14 protein-coding genes are annotated in these 13897 nt (G+C 67.5%); 8 read left to right on the top strand and 6 right to left on the bottom strand.

Annotation, left to right across the window (positions count from 1 at the left end; translation table 11 throughout):
• Positions 1 to 3: 3 nt before the first annotated feature.
• From ACEN9H_RS26015 to argS, 5 genes are read right to left on the bottom strand one after another with little or no spacing between them, the layout of a single operon-like run.
• On the bottom strand, positions 4 to 768 hold the full coding sequence (locus ACEN9H_RS26015) for a biotin--[acetyl-CoA-carboxylase] ligase (RefSeq protein ID WP_413672605.1): 765 nt from the start codon (positions 766 to 768) through the stop codon (positions 4 to 6).
• Positions 765 to 1559, bottom strand: coding sequence for an SDR family oxidoreductase (locus tag ACEN9H_RS26010; protein ID WP_413672604.1), 795 nt, complete (start codon positions 1557 to 1559; stop codon positions 765 to 767). Before ACEN9H_RS26010 ends, ACEN9H_RS26015 begins: the two co-directional genes overlap by 4 nt.
• Positions 1556 to 2233, bottom strand: coding sequence for a thiol:disulfide interchange protein DsbA/DsbL (locus ACEN9H_RS26005; RefSeq protein ID WP_413672603.1), 678 nt, complete (start codon positions 2231 to 2233; stop codon positions 1556 to 1558). The genes ACEN9H_RS26010 and ACEN9H_RS26005 overlap by 4 nt, the downstream gene beginning before the upstream one ends.
• A gap of 9 nt (positions 2234 to 2242) precedes the next feature.
• On the bottom strand, positions 2243 to 2947 hold the full coding sequence (locus tag ACEN9H_RS26000; RefSeq protein WP_413672602.1) for an SPOR domain-containing protein: 705 nt from the start codon (positions 2945 to 2947) through the stop codon (positions 2243 to 2245).
• A 23-nt stretch (positions 2948 to 2970) separates the two neighbouring features.
• Entirely contained in the window at positions 2971 to 4683 is a 1713-nt protein-coding gene (gene argS, locus ACEN9H_RS25995; RefSeq protein WP_413672601.1) for an arginine--tRNA ligase, read from the bottom strand.
• Positions 4684 to 4882: 199 nt separating this feature from the next.
• On the opposite strand from argS, the gene rsmB reads away from it, so the two are divergent.
• From rsmB to ACEN9H_RS25955, 8 genes are all read left to right on the top strand, one after another.
• Positions 4883 to 6451 carry a 16S rRNA (cytosine(967)-C(5))-methyltransferase RsmB gene (gene rsmB / locus ACEN9H_RS25990; protein WP_413672600.1) on the top strand — a complete coding sequence of 523 codons (1569 nt, stop codon included), beginning with the start codon at positions 4883 to 4885 and terminating at the stop codon, positions 6449 to 6451.
• A 36-nt stretch (positions 6452 to 6487) separates the two neighbouring features.
• Positions 6488 to 7051 (top strand): DUF4390 domain-containing protein, encoded by a 564-nt coding sequence (locus tag ACEN9H_RS25985; protein WP_413672599.1) that lies wholly within the window; start codon positions 6488 to 6490, stop codon positions 7049 to 7051.
• A gap of 3 nt (positions 7052 to 7054) precedes the next feature.
• Positions 7055 to 9343, top strand: coding sequence for an ATP-binding protein (locus ACEN9H_RS25980; RefSeq protein ID WP_413672598.1), 2289 nt, complete (start codon positions 7055 to 7057; stop codon positions 9341 to 9343).
• Positions 9344 to 9556: 213 nt separating this feature from the next.
• Positions 9557 to 10309 (top strand): response regulator, encoded by a 753-nt coding sequence (locus tag ACEN9H_RS25975; RefSeq protein ID WP_371768804.1) that lies wholly within the window; start codon positions 9557 to 9559, stop codon positions 10307 to 10309.
• Positions 10299 to 10706 carry a GTPase gene (locus ACEN9H_RS25970; protein WP_413672597.1) on the top strand — a complete coding sequence of 136 codons (408 nt, stop codon included), beginning with the start codon at positions 10299 to 10301 and terminating at the stop codon, positions 10704 to 10706. Before ACEN9H_RS25975 ends, ACEN9H_RS25970 begins: the two co-directional genes overlap by 11 nt.
• A 169-nt stretch (positions 10707 to 10875) precedes the next feature.
• Positions 10876 to 11133 (top strand): DUF3567 domain-containing protein, encoded by a 258-nt coding sequence (locus ACEN9H_RS25965; RefSeq protein WP_036235350.1) that lies wholly within the window; start codon positions 10876 to 10878, stop codon positions 11131 to 11133.
• 152 nt (positions 11134 to 11285) lie between these two features.
• Positions 11286 to 12053 carry a class II glutamine amidotransferase gene (locus ACEN9H_RS25960; protein WP_371765916.1) on the top strand — a complete coding sequence of 256 codons (768 nt, stop codon included), beginning with the start codon at positions 11286 to 11288 and terminating at the stop codon, positions 12051 to 12053.
• Between the two features lie 90 nt (positions 12054 to 12143).
• Positions 12144 to 13424, top strand: a complete 1281-nt coding sequence (locus tag ACEN9H_RS25955) for an EAL and HDOD domain-containing protein (RefSeq protein WP_413675637.1) — start codon at positions 12144 to 12146, stop codon at positions 13422 to 13424.
• A 6-nt stretch (positions 13425 to 13430) separates the two neighbouring features.
• Here the strand turns inward: ACEN9H_RS25955 and ACEN9H_RS25950 are convergent, their stop codons facing one another.
• The gene (locus ACEN9H_RS25950) at positions 13431 to 13850 is read right to left on the bottom strand and encodes a DUF2141 domain-containing protein (RefSeq protein ID WP_413672596.1); all 420 of its coding nucleotides are present in this window, start codon (positions 13848 to 13850) and stop codon (positions 13431 to 13433) included.
• Positions 13851 to 13897: the final 47 nt, after the last annotated feature.

The following is a 13897-nucleotide window of genomic DNA, read 5'->3' as shown; positions in this document are numbered from 1 at the left end:
ACATCAATCCTTCGTGCGCAGCGACACGTCGCCCGCCACGATCGTCACACGACCGGCCGCGGTGTCGAGCAGCAGCCGCCCCGTGTCGTCCACGCCCGCAGCGAGGCCCTCGTGCTGGACCTCGCCACGGTCGAGCAGGACGACCGGCCGGCCCTGCCACGCGTGCAGCGTATTCCAGCGCGCGACGAAGGCGGCGAACCCGGCGTGCGCGAACAGCGCCAGCGCCTCGGCCAGGCCGTCGAGCAGCGTGGCCATCAGCTCGTCGCGGTCCATGCGCGCGAGCCACGGCATCGCGGCGGCGTTGCGGCCGATCCTGTCTTCGAGTGCATCCGGCATCACGAGGTTCACGCCGATGCCGACGATGGTCCATGCGGCGCCGTCCGCCGCCACCTGCGTCTCGACGAGGATACCGGCCAGCTTGTCGCCGTCCTTGAGCACGTCGTTCGGCCATTTCAGCTGCACGCTCTGGCCGAGTCGGCCGAGCGTTTCCGCCAGCGCGACACCGATCGCGAGCGGCAGGCCGGCCAGGCCGCGCAGCCCGCCGGCGAAGCGCCAGGCCAGCGAGAACGTCAGCGAGTGACCCGGTTCGGACAGCCAGCTGCGTCCCGCGCGGCCGCGTCCCGCCGTCTGGTGTTCGGCAACGAGCAGCACGGGTGCCGTCAACCCGGGCGCGCGCGCCAGCAGGTCTGCATTCGTCGATCCCGTCTCCGCCACCACCTCGACGGCGACGCCGGCGCGCGACAGCGCCATGATGCGGTCGGCGTTCATGGCGCCACCTTGCCGGATTTGGTCGGCGCGTGCGCGAACAGCGCGTCGAACAGGATGTTGGGCAGCAGGCGCAGGACCTTGGCGACGACGCCCATCGGCCACGGGATCACGCGGTAGCTCGTGCCGGCGTCGATGGCGCGGGCGGCCGCGGCCGCGAAGCGGTCCACGGGCATCAGGAAGGGCATGGGAAAACGGTTCTGGCGGGTCATCGGTGTGTCGATGTAGCCGGGCGCGATGGTCACGACCCGGATACCGTGGGGTTGCAATTCGAGGCGGAGCGATTCCGCATAGGTGTGCACGGCGGACTTCGACGCACAATAGGCGCCGGCCCCTTTCATGCCGCGGATGCCGGCCACGCTGCCGATGGCGACGAGGCGGCGCGGGCCGCGGTCGTCGACTTCCCTGCGTTTCATCGTCTCGACGAACGGCGCGAACGTGGCGACGGTGGCCGTCACGTTGATGGCGAAGATCTCGGCGAACCGGGACAAATCGTCGGGCCGTTCGGTCAGCGTCCCGGCCGAGACCCCGGCGCTGGCGATGACGATGTCGGCGCCGCCTTCACGCGCGATGAAGTCGGCGGCGGCCGCAGCCAGTGCCGCCTGGTCCGTCACGTCGACGGCGTAGATGTGGTGATCGGCGGAGAAGGGCAGCGCGTGCAGGGCATCCGCGCGGCGGCCCAGCAGGCCGAGGATGGCGCCGCGCGCCGCGTACTCGCGCGCCAGGGCGGCGCCGATGCCGCTGGACGCGCCCGTGATGAATACGCGCAGCCGGCGGCGCCGCGCCGCGGTCATTTCCTGTCCGCTTTCGCTTTCGCGACGAGGAAGTCCATCACTTGCAGGGCCGTCTGCTGTTGCTGCGCTTCCGTCGTGCCCTCGGGCGCGCCGGCGCCCGCGTGCGACGGCGACGTGACGAAGCGGCCGTCGACGACCACGAGCGGCCAGCGGTCCACGCCGTACGAATCCATCATCGCGCCAGCGCGGCGCAGCTTCGCCTGGATGCCGAACGAGCGGTACGTGTCGACGAATTTCGCGCGGTCGATACCGTTCTGCGCCACCCAGTCGAACACCTGCTCGTCGCTGGACAGGCGCAGGTGCTGCTGGTGCATGGAGTCGAACACCTTCTGGTGGTACTGGTTCAGCAGGCCCATCGCGTCGAGCGTGTAGAACAGGCGCTGCTGCGGCAGCACGCTGGCGCCGCCCTGGATGTGGACGCGCTTGAACACGATGTTGTCGCCCTGCTTCTTGACCCACGCTTCGAGCGCGGGTTCGAAAGCGTAGCAGTGCGGGCAGTAGTAGGCGAAGAATTCGATGACTTCGACCTTGTTGCCCGCGTCGGTCGGCTGCACGGAAGGCAGCACGAGGTATTGCGATCCCGCCTGCGGAGCGGCGGCCGATGCGGACAGCGTGGCGGATCCGGCCGCGAGGCCGAGGAGGGCGGTGCAGAACAGACGGCGCGTCAGAGACATCGCGACCCCTTATCGTTGGTTACGCACGATGGCGACGTCGACGCCGCTGTCGAGCAGCTTGGCACGCGCCTTGTTCATGGCTTCGACCTGGTTGTACGGGCCGAGGCGCACGCGGTGCAGCACGCCGCTGTCGCTCGTGCGGTCGCTGATCGCGGCTTCGAAGCCGAGTAGCGCGAGCTTGGCGCGGGTCGCTTCCGCATCCGACAGGTCGCGGAACGCGCCCGCCTGCAGATAGTAAATGTACTCGCCGCCGGCGGCGGCAGGGGCGGCGGCCGGTGCCGCGGGGGCCGCCGACGCGACGCGCGTCTCCGGCTTCGGCTCGACCCTGGCCGGTGCCGGTGCCGGCTCCTTCATCGCGGCGATCGCCTGGCCCAGCGGATCGGCGTCGGCCGGCCTGGCGCTCGGTGCCGGTGCGGCATCGCTGCCGCCGGAACGCGCGGCCGCCTTGTCCGTGATCTCCTTGTTGGCCACGCGCGCGGCGTCGCGGTTGGCGTACATCGGCTTGTTCGGGTCCTGGGCCTGGCCCGGCGCGGGATCGGCCGGGCGGCCCGCCTTGACCGTCTTGTCGGTGAACGGCGAGGCGCCCTTGGTGATCGTCAGCGCGACCGCGACCGCGATGCCCAGACCGACGATCAGGCCGATGATAAGGCCAGTGAGCGTGCTGCCCCGCTGGCGCGTGAAGGAGGATTGCGAGCGATTACGGAAAGCGGTCATGTAGTACGGTGTGGTTAAAACGCTTACATTTTCTCCGGCGCCGAAACGCCGATCAGGGCCAGGCCGTTGCGCAGCACCTGGCGGATGGCGGCGGCCAGCGCGAGGCGCGCGAGCTTGGTCGGCTCGTCGTCGTCGAGCAGCCACTTGTGCGCGAAGTAGTAGCTGTGCAGTTCGCCGGCCAGGTCGCGCAGGTAGAACGCGACCTGGTGCGGGCCCAGCTCGACGAGCGCGCGCTGCAGCATCTCCGGGTACGCGGACAGCTTGGCCAGCAGGCCGGATTCGTGCGCATTCGTCAGCGGAGAGAGATCGACGTCGGCCAGTTGCGCCACGTCGCCGCCCCAGTTCGCGAGGGCCGAGCAGATGCGCGCGTGGGCGTACTGCACGTAGTAGACGGGGTTCTCGTCGTTGGTGGCGAGGGCGACGTCGACGTCGAACACGAATTCCGTGTCGGCCTTGCGCGAGATGAGGAAGAAGCGCACGGCGTCGCGGCCGCGGGTCACGTCGCCGTTGCCCGACCATTCGATCAGGTCGCGCACCGTCACGTACGAACCGGCGCGCTTGGAGATCTTGACCTCCTCGCCGTTCTTCATGACGGTGACCATCTTGTGCAGCACGTAGTCGGGATAGCCCTGCGGGATGCCGATGTTCACGGCCTGCAGGCCGGCGCGCACGCGAGCGATGGTGCCGTGGTGGTCGCTGCCCTGGATGTTGATGGCCTGGTCGAAGCCGCGCTTGAATTTCTGGATGTGGTACGCCACGTCCGGCACGAAGTACGTGTAGGTGCCGTCGGACTTGCGCATCACGCGGTCCTTGTCGTCGCCGTAGTCCGTCGTCTTGAGCCACAGCGCGCCGTCCTGTTCGTAGGTCACGCCGGCGTCGACCAGGGCCTGCACGGCCGCTTCGACCTTGCCGTCGGTGTACAGCGAGGATTCGAGATAGTAATTGTCGAACCTGACCCCGAACGCTTGCAGGTCCTGGTCCTGCTCGTTGCGCAGGTAGGTGACGGCGAAACGGCGGATCGATTCGATGTCGTTCGTGTCACCGCTGGCGGTGGCCGGCTGGCCGTCGCTGGCCGCCACGGTCTTCTTCGCGAGGAAGTCGGCGGCGATGTCCTGGATGTAGTCGCCGTTGTAGGCCGATTCCGGCCATTCGATGTCGCCCGGACGGAAGCCGCGGGCGCGCGCCTGGACCGAATTGGCCAGCGTCAGGATCTGCACGCCGGCGTCGTTGTAATAGAACTCGCGCGTGACCTGGTGGCCCTGCGATGCGAACAGCGACGACAGCGCGTCGCCCAGTGCCGCCTGGCGGCCGTGACCCACGTGCAGGGGGCCGGTCGGGTTGGCCGACACGAATTCGATGATCACGTGGTGGCCGTCGCCCGAGTCGCCGCGGCCGAAGGCGTCGCCCTGCTGCAGGACAGTCTTCACGACCGACTGCTTGGCGCTTGCCGCCACGCGCAGGTTGATGAAGCCCGGGCCGGCCACGTCGGCCGATTCCACGAGACCCGCTGCCTTCGGATCGGCCAGCAGCGCGGCGACGAGGCGGGTGGCCAGTTCGCGCGGGTTCGTTTTCAGCGGCTTGGCCAGCTGCATGGCGATGTTGCAGGCGATGTCGCCGTGCGACGGATCGCGCGGGCGCTCCAGGACGACGTTAGGGCTGAGGTCGCTGCCGGCGACAATGGGAGCCAATGCGGCCTGGAACAGGGCAACGATCTCTTGTTTTTGTTGGGCTAACATGAACTGTGGTCGAAAATGTAATGGTCGGTGCTGCGTGGTCGGTGCGGCGCGGTGGCGGTGCCACCGGCAGGCTAAGCGATCATTATACTGGTTTGCCGCAACGCGCAAACCATCCGGGGGGCACGGGCACAAGCCTCGCTTAAGCCTGCGCAACGCGTAACCGTTACAATGAGCGTCTTTATGCATTGATCGATTTGCCATGACCGAAAAGCGCCCGACGCTCACTCTCAAACCCAAGGCCGGCGGCCGCAACGGCGGCAAGAAGGCCGGCCCGGCCCGGCCGGGTGGCGCATCCGGCAAGGGGCAGACCGCCCCGCGCGGCCCCGGCGGCACGCCGCCGCGCGGTACGCAACAGGTCGAGCCGGCCCCGCGCGACGCCGGCTATGCGCCGTCCCGCCCCAAGGACGAGGGCGCGCGCCTGCGTCACAGCCACGAGGTCAAGGCCCACGTCCAGCTCGATTACAGTCCCGACCTGCGCACCGATTCCCTCGCGTTCGCCCTGCTGGGCGCGGCGAGCAGCCTCGCGCGCGTGCGCGCCGGCACGGCGCTCCCCCAGGCGCTGGCCGAGGTGTTCCAGGCGTATGACGCCCCGCCGCAGGCGCGCGGCGCCATCCAGGACATCGCCTACCGCGCCATGCGCCAGCTGGGGCGCAGCGAGATCCTGCTTGGCCTGATGACGAGCAAGGCGCCCGAGCCCGCCATGCTGGCCGGCCTGCTGGAATGCGCGCTGGCGCTGCTCGACCCGCCCGAAGGCAGCGAGCCGCCTTATGAGGCCTTCACGGTCGTCGACCAGGCCGTCTTCGCCAGCTCCGCCCACCCGGATTTCGCGCATGCGAGGGCGATGGTGAACGCCGTGCTGCGCCGCTTCCTGCGCGAGCGCGAGCAGCTGCTCGGCGCCGCGCTGCGCGACCAGGTCGCCCAGTGGAATTACCCGCAATGGTGGATCGACTCGGTGCGTACGGCGTACCCGGACGACTGGCAGGCGATCCTCCAGGCGGGCAACCGCCAGCCGCCGCTGACCCTGCGCGTCAACCGCCGCAGGACGGACGTCGACACGTATCTGAAGACGCTGGCTGCGGCCGGCATGCGCGCGGAACAGGTGGGCCCGAGCGCCGTGCGCCTGGCGCAGGCCGTGAACGTGGCGCAGATCCCCGGCTTTGCCGACGGCCTCGTGTCCGTGCAGGATGCCGGTGCCCAGCTGGCCGCGCCGCTGCTCGACGTGCACGACGGCATGCGCGTGCTGGACGCCTGCGCGGCGCCGGGCGGCAAGAGCGGACACATCCTGGAGTCGGCCGACGTCGACCTGACGGCGCTGGATGCCGACGCGCGCCGCCTCGTGCGCGTGGACCAGAACCTGCAGCGCCTGGGGCTGTCCGCGACCGTCAAGGCGGGGGCGGCGGAAGCGGTGGATTGGTGGGATGGTCGTCAATACGATCGTATCCTCGCCGACGTGCCGTGCACGGCGTCCGGCATCGTCCGCCGCCACCCGGATATTCGCTGGTTACGACGCAAGAGTGACACCCACCAACTTGCAACACTTTCCGGCAAAATACTCGACAATCTTTGGCAGATGCTGCGGCCCGATGGTAAATTGCTGTTCGTGACATGTTCGCTCTGGCCGCAGGAATCGGAAGCGCAGGCCGCCGCCTTCGCGGCGCGCCACGGTGCGGTCCGTCTCGACGCGCCGGGCCAACTGCTTCCTCGAAGTGGCGCCGGGCAGGATCATGACGGTCTGTTCTACGCCCTGTTCCAGAAGGCCGGAGCGTGAGTAATCCCGACAACGCTTTTTAAGGCTCTGGCCCTAGTGACTGTACGATTTTTCCGCCTCCTCGCCTGCCAGTTCTTGCTGGCATTCGCATGCGCAACGGCGCAGGCGGCCGACGGGATCGAAATCACCCGCGCCAGTATCGAGGCTTCCGACGACGGCTACCGGCTGTCCGCCGCCTATGCGTTCGACCTGACACCCGGCCTCGAGCAGGCCATCCAGCACGGCGTGCCGCTGTCCTTCACCACCGAGATCGAGCTGACCCGGCCGCGCTGGTGGTGGACCGACGACCACGCCGTGTCCTCGCGCCGCACGGTCAAGCTGAACTACGACGTGCTGTTCCGGGTCTATCACGTATCCGTCCCCGGCAGCATCCAGCAGAATTTCGACACGCTCGACGAGGCGCTGCTCGCGATCCGCCGGCCGACCCGCTGGCTGATCGCCAAGCCGGGGTCGCTGAAGCCGGGCGAGACCTACAACGTTACCGTGCGCATGTTCATGGACCGCGAATACCTGTTGAAACCGCTCCAGGTCGACGCCCTGAACAATTCCGACTGGCGCTTGGCCTCGCACAAGAAGACCTTCACCTACCGTGCGGAGTAAGCCGTGATCCGGGCCTTGCGCTATGCCCTCGTGATCGGCAGCGCGATCGCGTCGATCCTCGTTTTCCTCCTCGCCTCCGCATCCAGCAACACCGGCTTCTTCGCCCGCAATTTCGCCTGGCTGTTCGGCCTGATCATCGTCGTCGCCGGCGCGCTGTTCGTGCTCGTGCTGGTCGCGTTCTGGCGCCTCTATTCGCGCTACAGGGCCGGCAAGTTCGGCTCGCGGCTGATGGTGCGCCTGATGGTGCTGTTCGGGGGGATCGGCATCCTGCCCGGGGTCGTCGTGTTCATGGTGTCGGTGCAGTTCGTTTCGCACTCGATCGAATCGTGGTTCGACGTCAAGATCGAGGCCGCGCTCGACTCCGGCCTGAACCTGTCTCGCACCGCGCTCGACGAAGCGCTGGCCGGCCTGAGCGCCAACGCGGGCACCGTCGCCGCCACCTTGGCCGGGCAGAGCGAACAGGATGCCCAGACGATCCTCGCGCGCGCGCTGGACGATGGCGACGGCATGCAGAGCGCCCTGCTGCTGAATGCTGCCGGCAAGCCGGTCGCCAGCGCCACCGAGGACCGCAGTGCCGTCCCGCCTGCCGACCTGCCCACGCCGCAGATGCTCAAGCAGGCCGCGATGCCGGGCGGTTATGCGCGTCCAGAAGGCGGTATCGACGACGACTTCCGCGACGCGCACGACGAGTCGCCCAATGCCCTCGATGCGGCCACCGACCTGCGCTTGCGCGTCGTGGTGGCCGTGCCGGAGCCGCCCGGCATGGCGCCGCGCTACCTCCAGCTGACACAGGCCGTGCCCGTCAACCTGGCGTCCAATTCCACCGTGCTGCGCACCGCCTACCGCGAATACCAGGAGCGTTTCGCGGCGCGCCGGGGCCTGAACAAGATGTACATCGGCGAACTCACGCTGACCCTGCTGCTCGCGATCTTTTCCGCCATCGGCGCATCGTTCCTCATCGCCGGCAACCTGGCGCAGCCGCTGCTCGTGCTGGCCGAGGGCACGCGCGCCGTCGCGGAAGGGGACCTGTCGCCGCGCCCGATCGTCGAGACCAACGACGAACTGGGCACGCTCACGCAATCGTTCAATGCGATGACGGGCCAGCTGTTCGAAGCGCGCTCCGCCGTCGAACGCAACCGCGCCGCGCTGGAAAGCGCCAAGGCCCACCTGGAATCCGTGCTCGCCAACATGTCGGCCGGCGTGATCGTGATGGATGCCGATGGCGTCGTCGTCAACTCGAACGATGCCGTGCACCGCATCCTGGCGGTCGACGTCGCGTCGCTGGCCGGCCGTCCGCTCGACGCGATCGAGGGGCTGGAAGTGTTCGCGGGCGCCGTCACTCGCGCCTTCTCGGCGCAGAGCGCGCAATCGGCCGCGGGCCGCGGGCGCGGACGGGCGCACTGGCAGCAGCAGATCGAGATCCCGCGCCGCCCCGGCACCGACGACGACCATGACCTCACCCTGCTCGCGCGCGGCTCGCGCCTGCCGGTGGGGGCGGGCAGCGGCTTCATCGTCGTGTTCGACGACATCTCCGACGTGATCTCGGCCCAGCGCTCGGTCGCCTGGGGCGAGGTCGCGCGCCGCCTCGCGCACGAGATCAAGAACCCGCTCACGCCGATCCAGCTGTCGGCCGAACGCCTGCAGATGAAGCTGGCCGACCGCGTCGACCCGGATGCGGCGGCACTCCTCAACAAGGCCACCGACACCATCGTGAGCCAGGTGGCCGCGATGAAGCGCATGGTCGACGACTTCCGCGACTACGCGCGCACGCCGCCGGCCGTGCTGCACCCGCTGGACCTGAACGACCTGATCGACGAGATACTGAACCTGTACCTGTCCGAGGATGGCTCGGACGTGATCCACCCGTCGCTCGCCCCCGGCCTGCCGCGCGTGATGGGCGACGCGACCCAGTTGCGCCAGGTGATCCACAACCTGCTGCAGAACGCGCAGGACGCGCTGGCCGACCGCCCGCCGCAGGATGACCCGCCCCGCATCGACATCGTGACGGAGGCCATCCACTATGTCGGCGCCGACGGCGGCACGGGCACCGCGGTGCGCCTGGCGATCGTCGACAACGGGCCCGGCTTCGCGCCCAGGATCCTGTCGCGGGCGTTCGAACCGTACGTCACGTCGAAAGCGCGCGGCACCGGCCTGGGCCTGCCGATGGTCAAGAAGATCGTCGACGAACATGGCGGCCGGATCGACGTCGCCAACCGCGCCGACGGAAGTGGCGCTTCGGTATCGATTTTGCTGTTAAAGTTAGCGCCAGAGGCGAACTTGGCCGAAGCGTGAATCGCGCATAGAATCGTGGCTGTACAGGAGGCTTCCGGAAAGCTAGGCCGGCGCCTCCAAAAGGGACCACGAAAAACCGTCGCGAGCGGCGGCAATGCAGTTCGAGAAGCGCAGCTGTACGAAAGTACAGCGAGCATCGCAGGACTGCAGTGCAACGCGCAGTAGGTTTTTCGACGTCCCGCGAGAGAGTCAGATCATAAAAGGCATAACAAGATGGCGAACATACTCGTAGTTGACGATGAAATGGGCATCCGCGAACTGCTCTCGGAAATCCTTGGCGACGAGGGACACGCGGTCCAGCTGGCGGAAAACGCGCAGCAGGCCCGCCAGGCGCGCCAGCAGGGCACCCCCGACCTGGTGTTGCTCGACATCTGGATGCCCGATACCGACGGCGTCACCCTGCTCAAGGAGTGGCAGCGCGACGGCCTGTTGACGATGCCGGTCATCATGATGTCCGGCCACGCGACCATCGACACCGCCGTGGAAGCGACCCGGATCGGCGCCCTGAATTTCCTGGAAAAGCCGATCGCCCTGCAAAAACTGTTGAAAGCGGTGCAGCAGGGCCTGCAGCGCGGCCAGGAAGTCGCGCGCGCGCCGGCGATCGCGCCGCGTCCGATGGCGACCGTCGCCTCCGTCTCCGCGCCCGCGCCGGAGCCGAGCGCCGTCGCGCAGCCGATGTATGCGCCGCAGCCGCAGGGCGGCTCGATGGGCGCGTCGATGGGCATGGTGCGTCCCGTCAGCAATGGCGAGGCGCACGCGCACGGCTACACGCTGTCGTTCGACCTGCCGCTGCGCGAGGCGCGCGACGCGTTCGAACGTATGTACTTCGAACACCACCTGGGCCGCGAAGGCGGCTCCATGACGCGCGTGGCCGAAAAGACGGGCCTGGAACGGACCCACCTGTACCGCAAGCTCAAGCAGCTCGGCGTCGAACCGGGCAAGCTGGGCAAGAAGAGTGCACAGTAATCCCGGCGGCCGGGACGATGCGCGCACCGTCCTGACGCTCGTCACCGGTCCGGGCGCCGCCGCGCGCGAAGCGGCCATCGCCGCCCACCTTTCCGATCTGCATGAAGACCGCCCGGCGCCCATCATGCAGGCCATCATCCTTGAAGGCCTCGCGTCCGGCATCTCCCCCCTCGACGACCTTCCTCCCGGGCAGACGCTTGCGCGGATCGCGCCCGGTTGCCTGTGCTGCACCGGCAATCTCGTTTTGCGTGTAACATTGAATCGACTGCTGCGCCAGCGACCCCGCCGTATCTTCATCGGTGTCGCGGACAGCGGGCATCTTGATCAGTTGCGATCGTGGCTCCAGTCCGGGCCATACGATCAGCTGTTACGGCTGACTTCCGACCTGAAGGCCTGAATCTTCCGCAGCGTGTTGATGGCATTCGTAACAAGTTGTAGAGGTTCTTGAATTCGGTTCGTCGTGGCCCCACCTCGTAGTTGAAGTGGAAAGAAAGTGGAAAGGCCAGCAAAGCGCCGTCCGCCGCCGGGCGGTCCTTGCACCCATCTGATCGAGTGAAGGAGTCATCATGAACATGATCTATAACAGCGAACAGTACAGCGTTGTCGAATTTGGCGTCGATCACAATCTCGAAGCCCTGCGCTTCGGCGGCTACGAGATCGTCGACAAGTCCGGCCGGCGCGAAGCGTTCATCGGCGGCAAACTGGCGCAAGCGTTCCGGCGTGATGTCAACAACCTGATCGCGAGCGAGCCGACCATGGAGGAAATCGACGATTTCCTGGGCTCGTACGATACCCTCATGAGCCAGCCCGTCGTCCTGCACTGAGTCTCCCCCCAGGCCGGACAGGACGTCCGGCCACTGCTCTGCCGCACCTGCGTTACGCAGCCTCGTTCGGGCCGGCGACGCAGGGCACCAACCGCATTTCCAATCCCATTTTCCTCGTACGGCTTTGCGTTCGCGCATGGTAAGCTTGACCCATGTGTCAGCTACTCGCCATGAATTGCAATGTCCCGACGGACATCGTGTTTAGTTTCACCGGCTTCGCCCATCGCGGCGGACGCACGGACACGCACCACGACGGCTGGGGCATCGCGTTCTTCGAGGGAGCCGGCGTGCGCCATTTCGTCGATCACCAGGCCGCCATCGCGTCGCCGATCGCGGAACTGATCAAGCATTACCCGATCAAGTCGCTGAACGTCATCGCCCACATCCGCAAGGCCACGCAAGGCCAGGTGGCGCTGGAAAACTGCCATCCGTTCGTGCGCGAGATGTGGGGCCGCTACTGGGTGTTCGCCCACAACGGCGACCTCAAGGGCTTCGAGCCCGTCCTCGACGGGCCGTACCGCCCGGTGGGCAATACCGACAGCGAGCGGGCTTTCTGCTTCCTGCTGCAGCAATTGCGCGACCGCTTCGGCGACACGCCCCCCGCCATGCCCGTGCTGCGCGCCGCCATCGCCGACCTCGTCGCCATTATCGCGCGCCACGGCACGTTCAACATGATGCTGTCCGACGGCACGGCGCTGTTCGCGCACTGCTCGACGAAGCTGTGCTACGTCGTGCGCAAGTATCCGTTCACGGCCGCCTGCCTCGCCGACGAAGACCTGTCCGTCGATTTTTCCCAGGTGACGACGCCGAACGACCGCGTCGCCATCATCGTCACGACGCCGCTCACGACCAACGAGACGTGGACGGAATTCGCGCCGGGTGAATTGAAGGTATTCGTGGACGGCCTGCCGCAATCCTGACAAAGTTTTTTACAGGAAATCATTTTCACATAGTCACCGGGCGGCGGAATGCGTTAAAGTAGCTACGTTCCCTTGCTACAAGAGTCCATGATGACCGATACCGCCGCGAGCCTGGACCACGCGAACTACCCTCTGCGCGTGCGTGACTTCTACCTGGGGCGCCAGCCCGTTCTCGACCGCAACCAGGCCCTGTACGGCTACGAGCTGCTGTTCCGCAGCGCGCGCCAGGGCGAGGCCGACGAGACCGGCCTGTCCGCGACGGCCGCCGTGATCGCCCATGCGGCGCAACTGGGCCTCGCGCGCGCGATCGGCGACGCCACCTGCTTCCTGAACGTGGACGCCGAAGTCCTCGCGAGCGACATCTTCGCCTTCCTGCCGCGCGACCGGACGATCCTCGAGATCGTGTCCGACGTCGTGCCGGACGACGACCTGCTGGCGCGCATGCGCGCGCTCGAGGGCCACGGCTTCCGCTTCGCGCTGGACGGCGTCGACGGCGACAGCCTGCGCCTGCAACGCCTGCTGCCGCTGGCCGCCTTCGTCAAGCTGGACCTGCGCAGCGTGCCGCCCGCCCAGCTGCCGAACCTCGTGCGCCGCCTGCACGGCATGGAAAAAACGGTGGTCGCGGAAAAGGTCGAGACGCGCGACACCTACCAGGCCGCGATGAACCTCGGCTTCGACTACTTCCAGGGCTATTATTTCGCGCGTCCATCCGTGCTGGGCGGCCGCAAGCTGTCGCCGTCGCAGCTGGCCGTCGTCGACCTGATGAACCTCGTGATGTCGGACGCGGACAATGCCGACATCGAAAAGGCGGTCAAGCGCGACGTGACGCTCGCGCTGAACCTGCTGCGCCTCGTGAACACGCCGGCCGTGGGCGCGACGCAGCGCATCGATTCCGTCAGCCAGGCCCTGCTCGTGCTGGGCCGGCGCCAGCTGCAGCGCTGGCTGCAGATCATGTTGTATGCGGAGCCGGCCACGCGCGGCCACAACCAGACGCCGTTGCTGATGCTGGCCACGACGCGCGGCCGCCTGATGGAGCTGCTGGCCCAGCGCCTGCGTCCCGGCCAGCGCACCGTCGCGGACATCGCGTTCACGGTCGGCATCATGTCGCTGATGGACGTCCTGTTCGGCATCCCGATGACCGACATCGTCGAACAAATCCCCGTCAGCGACGAAGTGCGGCAAGCCCTCGTGGGCCGCGCCGGCTTCTTCGGCGAGCTGCTCAAGCTCGCCGAGAGCATCGAGCAGGCCGACGAGAACACGGAACTCGTGCTGCCCACCTTGAAGGAGCTGCAGATTTCGGGCGACGACATGATCGAGCTGGAGATGTCGGCATTCCAGTGGAGTGATTCCGTGGTTCGTTACGCCATCTGAACCGGCTTAATGCAGCCGCACCGTCGCCGCCGCGGCCTCGGCGCGGATGGGCATGGCGGCATCGTCGAATGACGGTGGGCCGAAGCGCCCGCGCGCGTCGCGGCTGAACCCATAGTTCTCGCTTGGGATCCCGATCAGGTTGCGGTCCAGCGCTCCGTTCGCGTTCTCGTCCTGGTAGGCCAGCACGGCCCACGTCCCCGGCGGCACACCCTCGATCGTCACGACCGTCTCGCCGTCGCGCGCGGGCACGCTGCCCGTGTACGCGCACTGCTTGAGGAAGCGCTCGCGGTCGCACACGGCCACGTTGACGTTGCCCTTGCCGCCGACCGTGTCGGTGACGTGGACGGCTATCGTCGCGGCGCCGGCGATCGTGGGCAGGGAGAAGAACAGGGCGAAGTTAAGAAAAATCGTGAAACGAAACGTCATGAGGACCTCTTGGGAAGTATGTTAGGCTCGGCGCATCTTCAATGAGG

This window comes from Massilia cellulosiltytica (assembly GCF_047325105.1).
In the GTDB taxonomy this organism is placed as follows: domain Bacteria; phylum Pseudomonadota; class Gammaproteobacteria; order Burkholderiales; family Burkholderiaceae_D; genus Telluria; species Telluria orientalis.
Note: the sequence above shows the minus strand (reverse complement) of the source record. Positions and strands in the feature narration are given on the sequence as shown.

Excerpts from the sequence above, each read along its gene's own strand:
- ACEN9H_RS25950 (WP_413672596.1), bottom strand. The coding sequence starts at position 13,850 with ATGACGTTTCGTTTCACGATTTTTCTTAACTTCGCCCTGTTCTTCTCC.
- ACEN9H_RS25960 (WP_371765916.1), top strand. The coding sequence starts at position 11,286 with ATGTGTCAGCTACTCGCCATGAATTGCAATGTCCCGACGGACATCGTG.
- ACEN9H_RS26000 (WP_413672602.1), bottom strand. The coding sequence starts at position 2,947 with ATGACCGCTTTCCGTAATCGCTCGCAATCCTCCTTCACGCGCCAGCGG.
- ACEN9H_RS25955 (WP_413675637.1), top strand. The coding sequence starts at position 12,144 with ATGACCGATACCGCCGCGAGCCTGGACCACGCGAACTACCCTCTGCGC.
- rsmB (WP_413672600.1), top strand. The coding sequence starts at position 4,883 with ATGACCGAAAAGCGCCCGACGCTCACTCTCAAACCCAAGGCCGGCGGC.
- ACEN9H_RS25965 (WP_036235350.1), top strand. The coding sequence starts at position 10,876 with ATGAACATGATCTATAACAGCGAACAGTACAGCGTTGTCGAATTTGGC.
- ACEN9H_RS25975 (WP_371768804.1), top strand. The coding sequence starts at position 9,557 with ATGGCGAACATACTCGTAGTTGACGATGAAATGGGCATCCGCGAACTG.
- argS (WP_413672601.1), bottom strand. The coding sequence starts at position 4,683 with ATGTTAGCCCAACAAAAACAAGAGATCGTTGCCCTGTTCCAGGCCGCA.
- ACEN9H_RS26005 (WP_413672603.1), bottom strand. The coding sequence starts at position 2,233 with ATGTCTCTGACGCGCCGTCTGTTCTGCACCGCCCTCCTCGGCCTCGCG.
- ACEN9H_RS26015 (WP_413672605.1), bottom strand. The coding sequence starts at position 768 with ATGAACGCCGACCGCATCATGGCGCTGTCGCGCGCCGGCGTCGCCGTC.
- ACEN9H_RS26010 (WP_413672604.1), bottom strand. The coding sequence starts at position 1,559 with ATGACCGCGGCGCGGCGCCGCCGGCTGCGCGTATTCATCACGGGCGCG.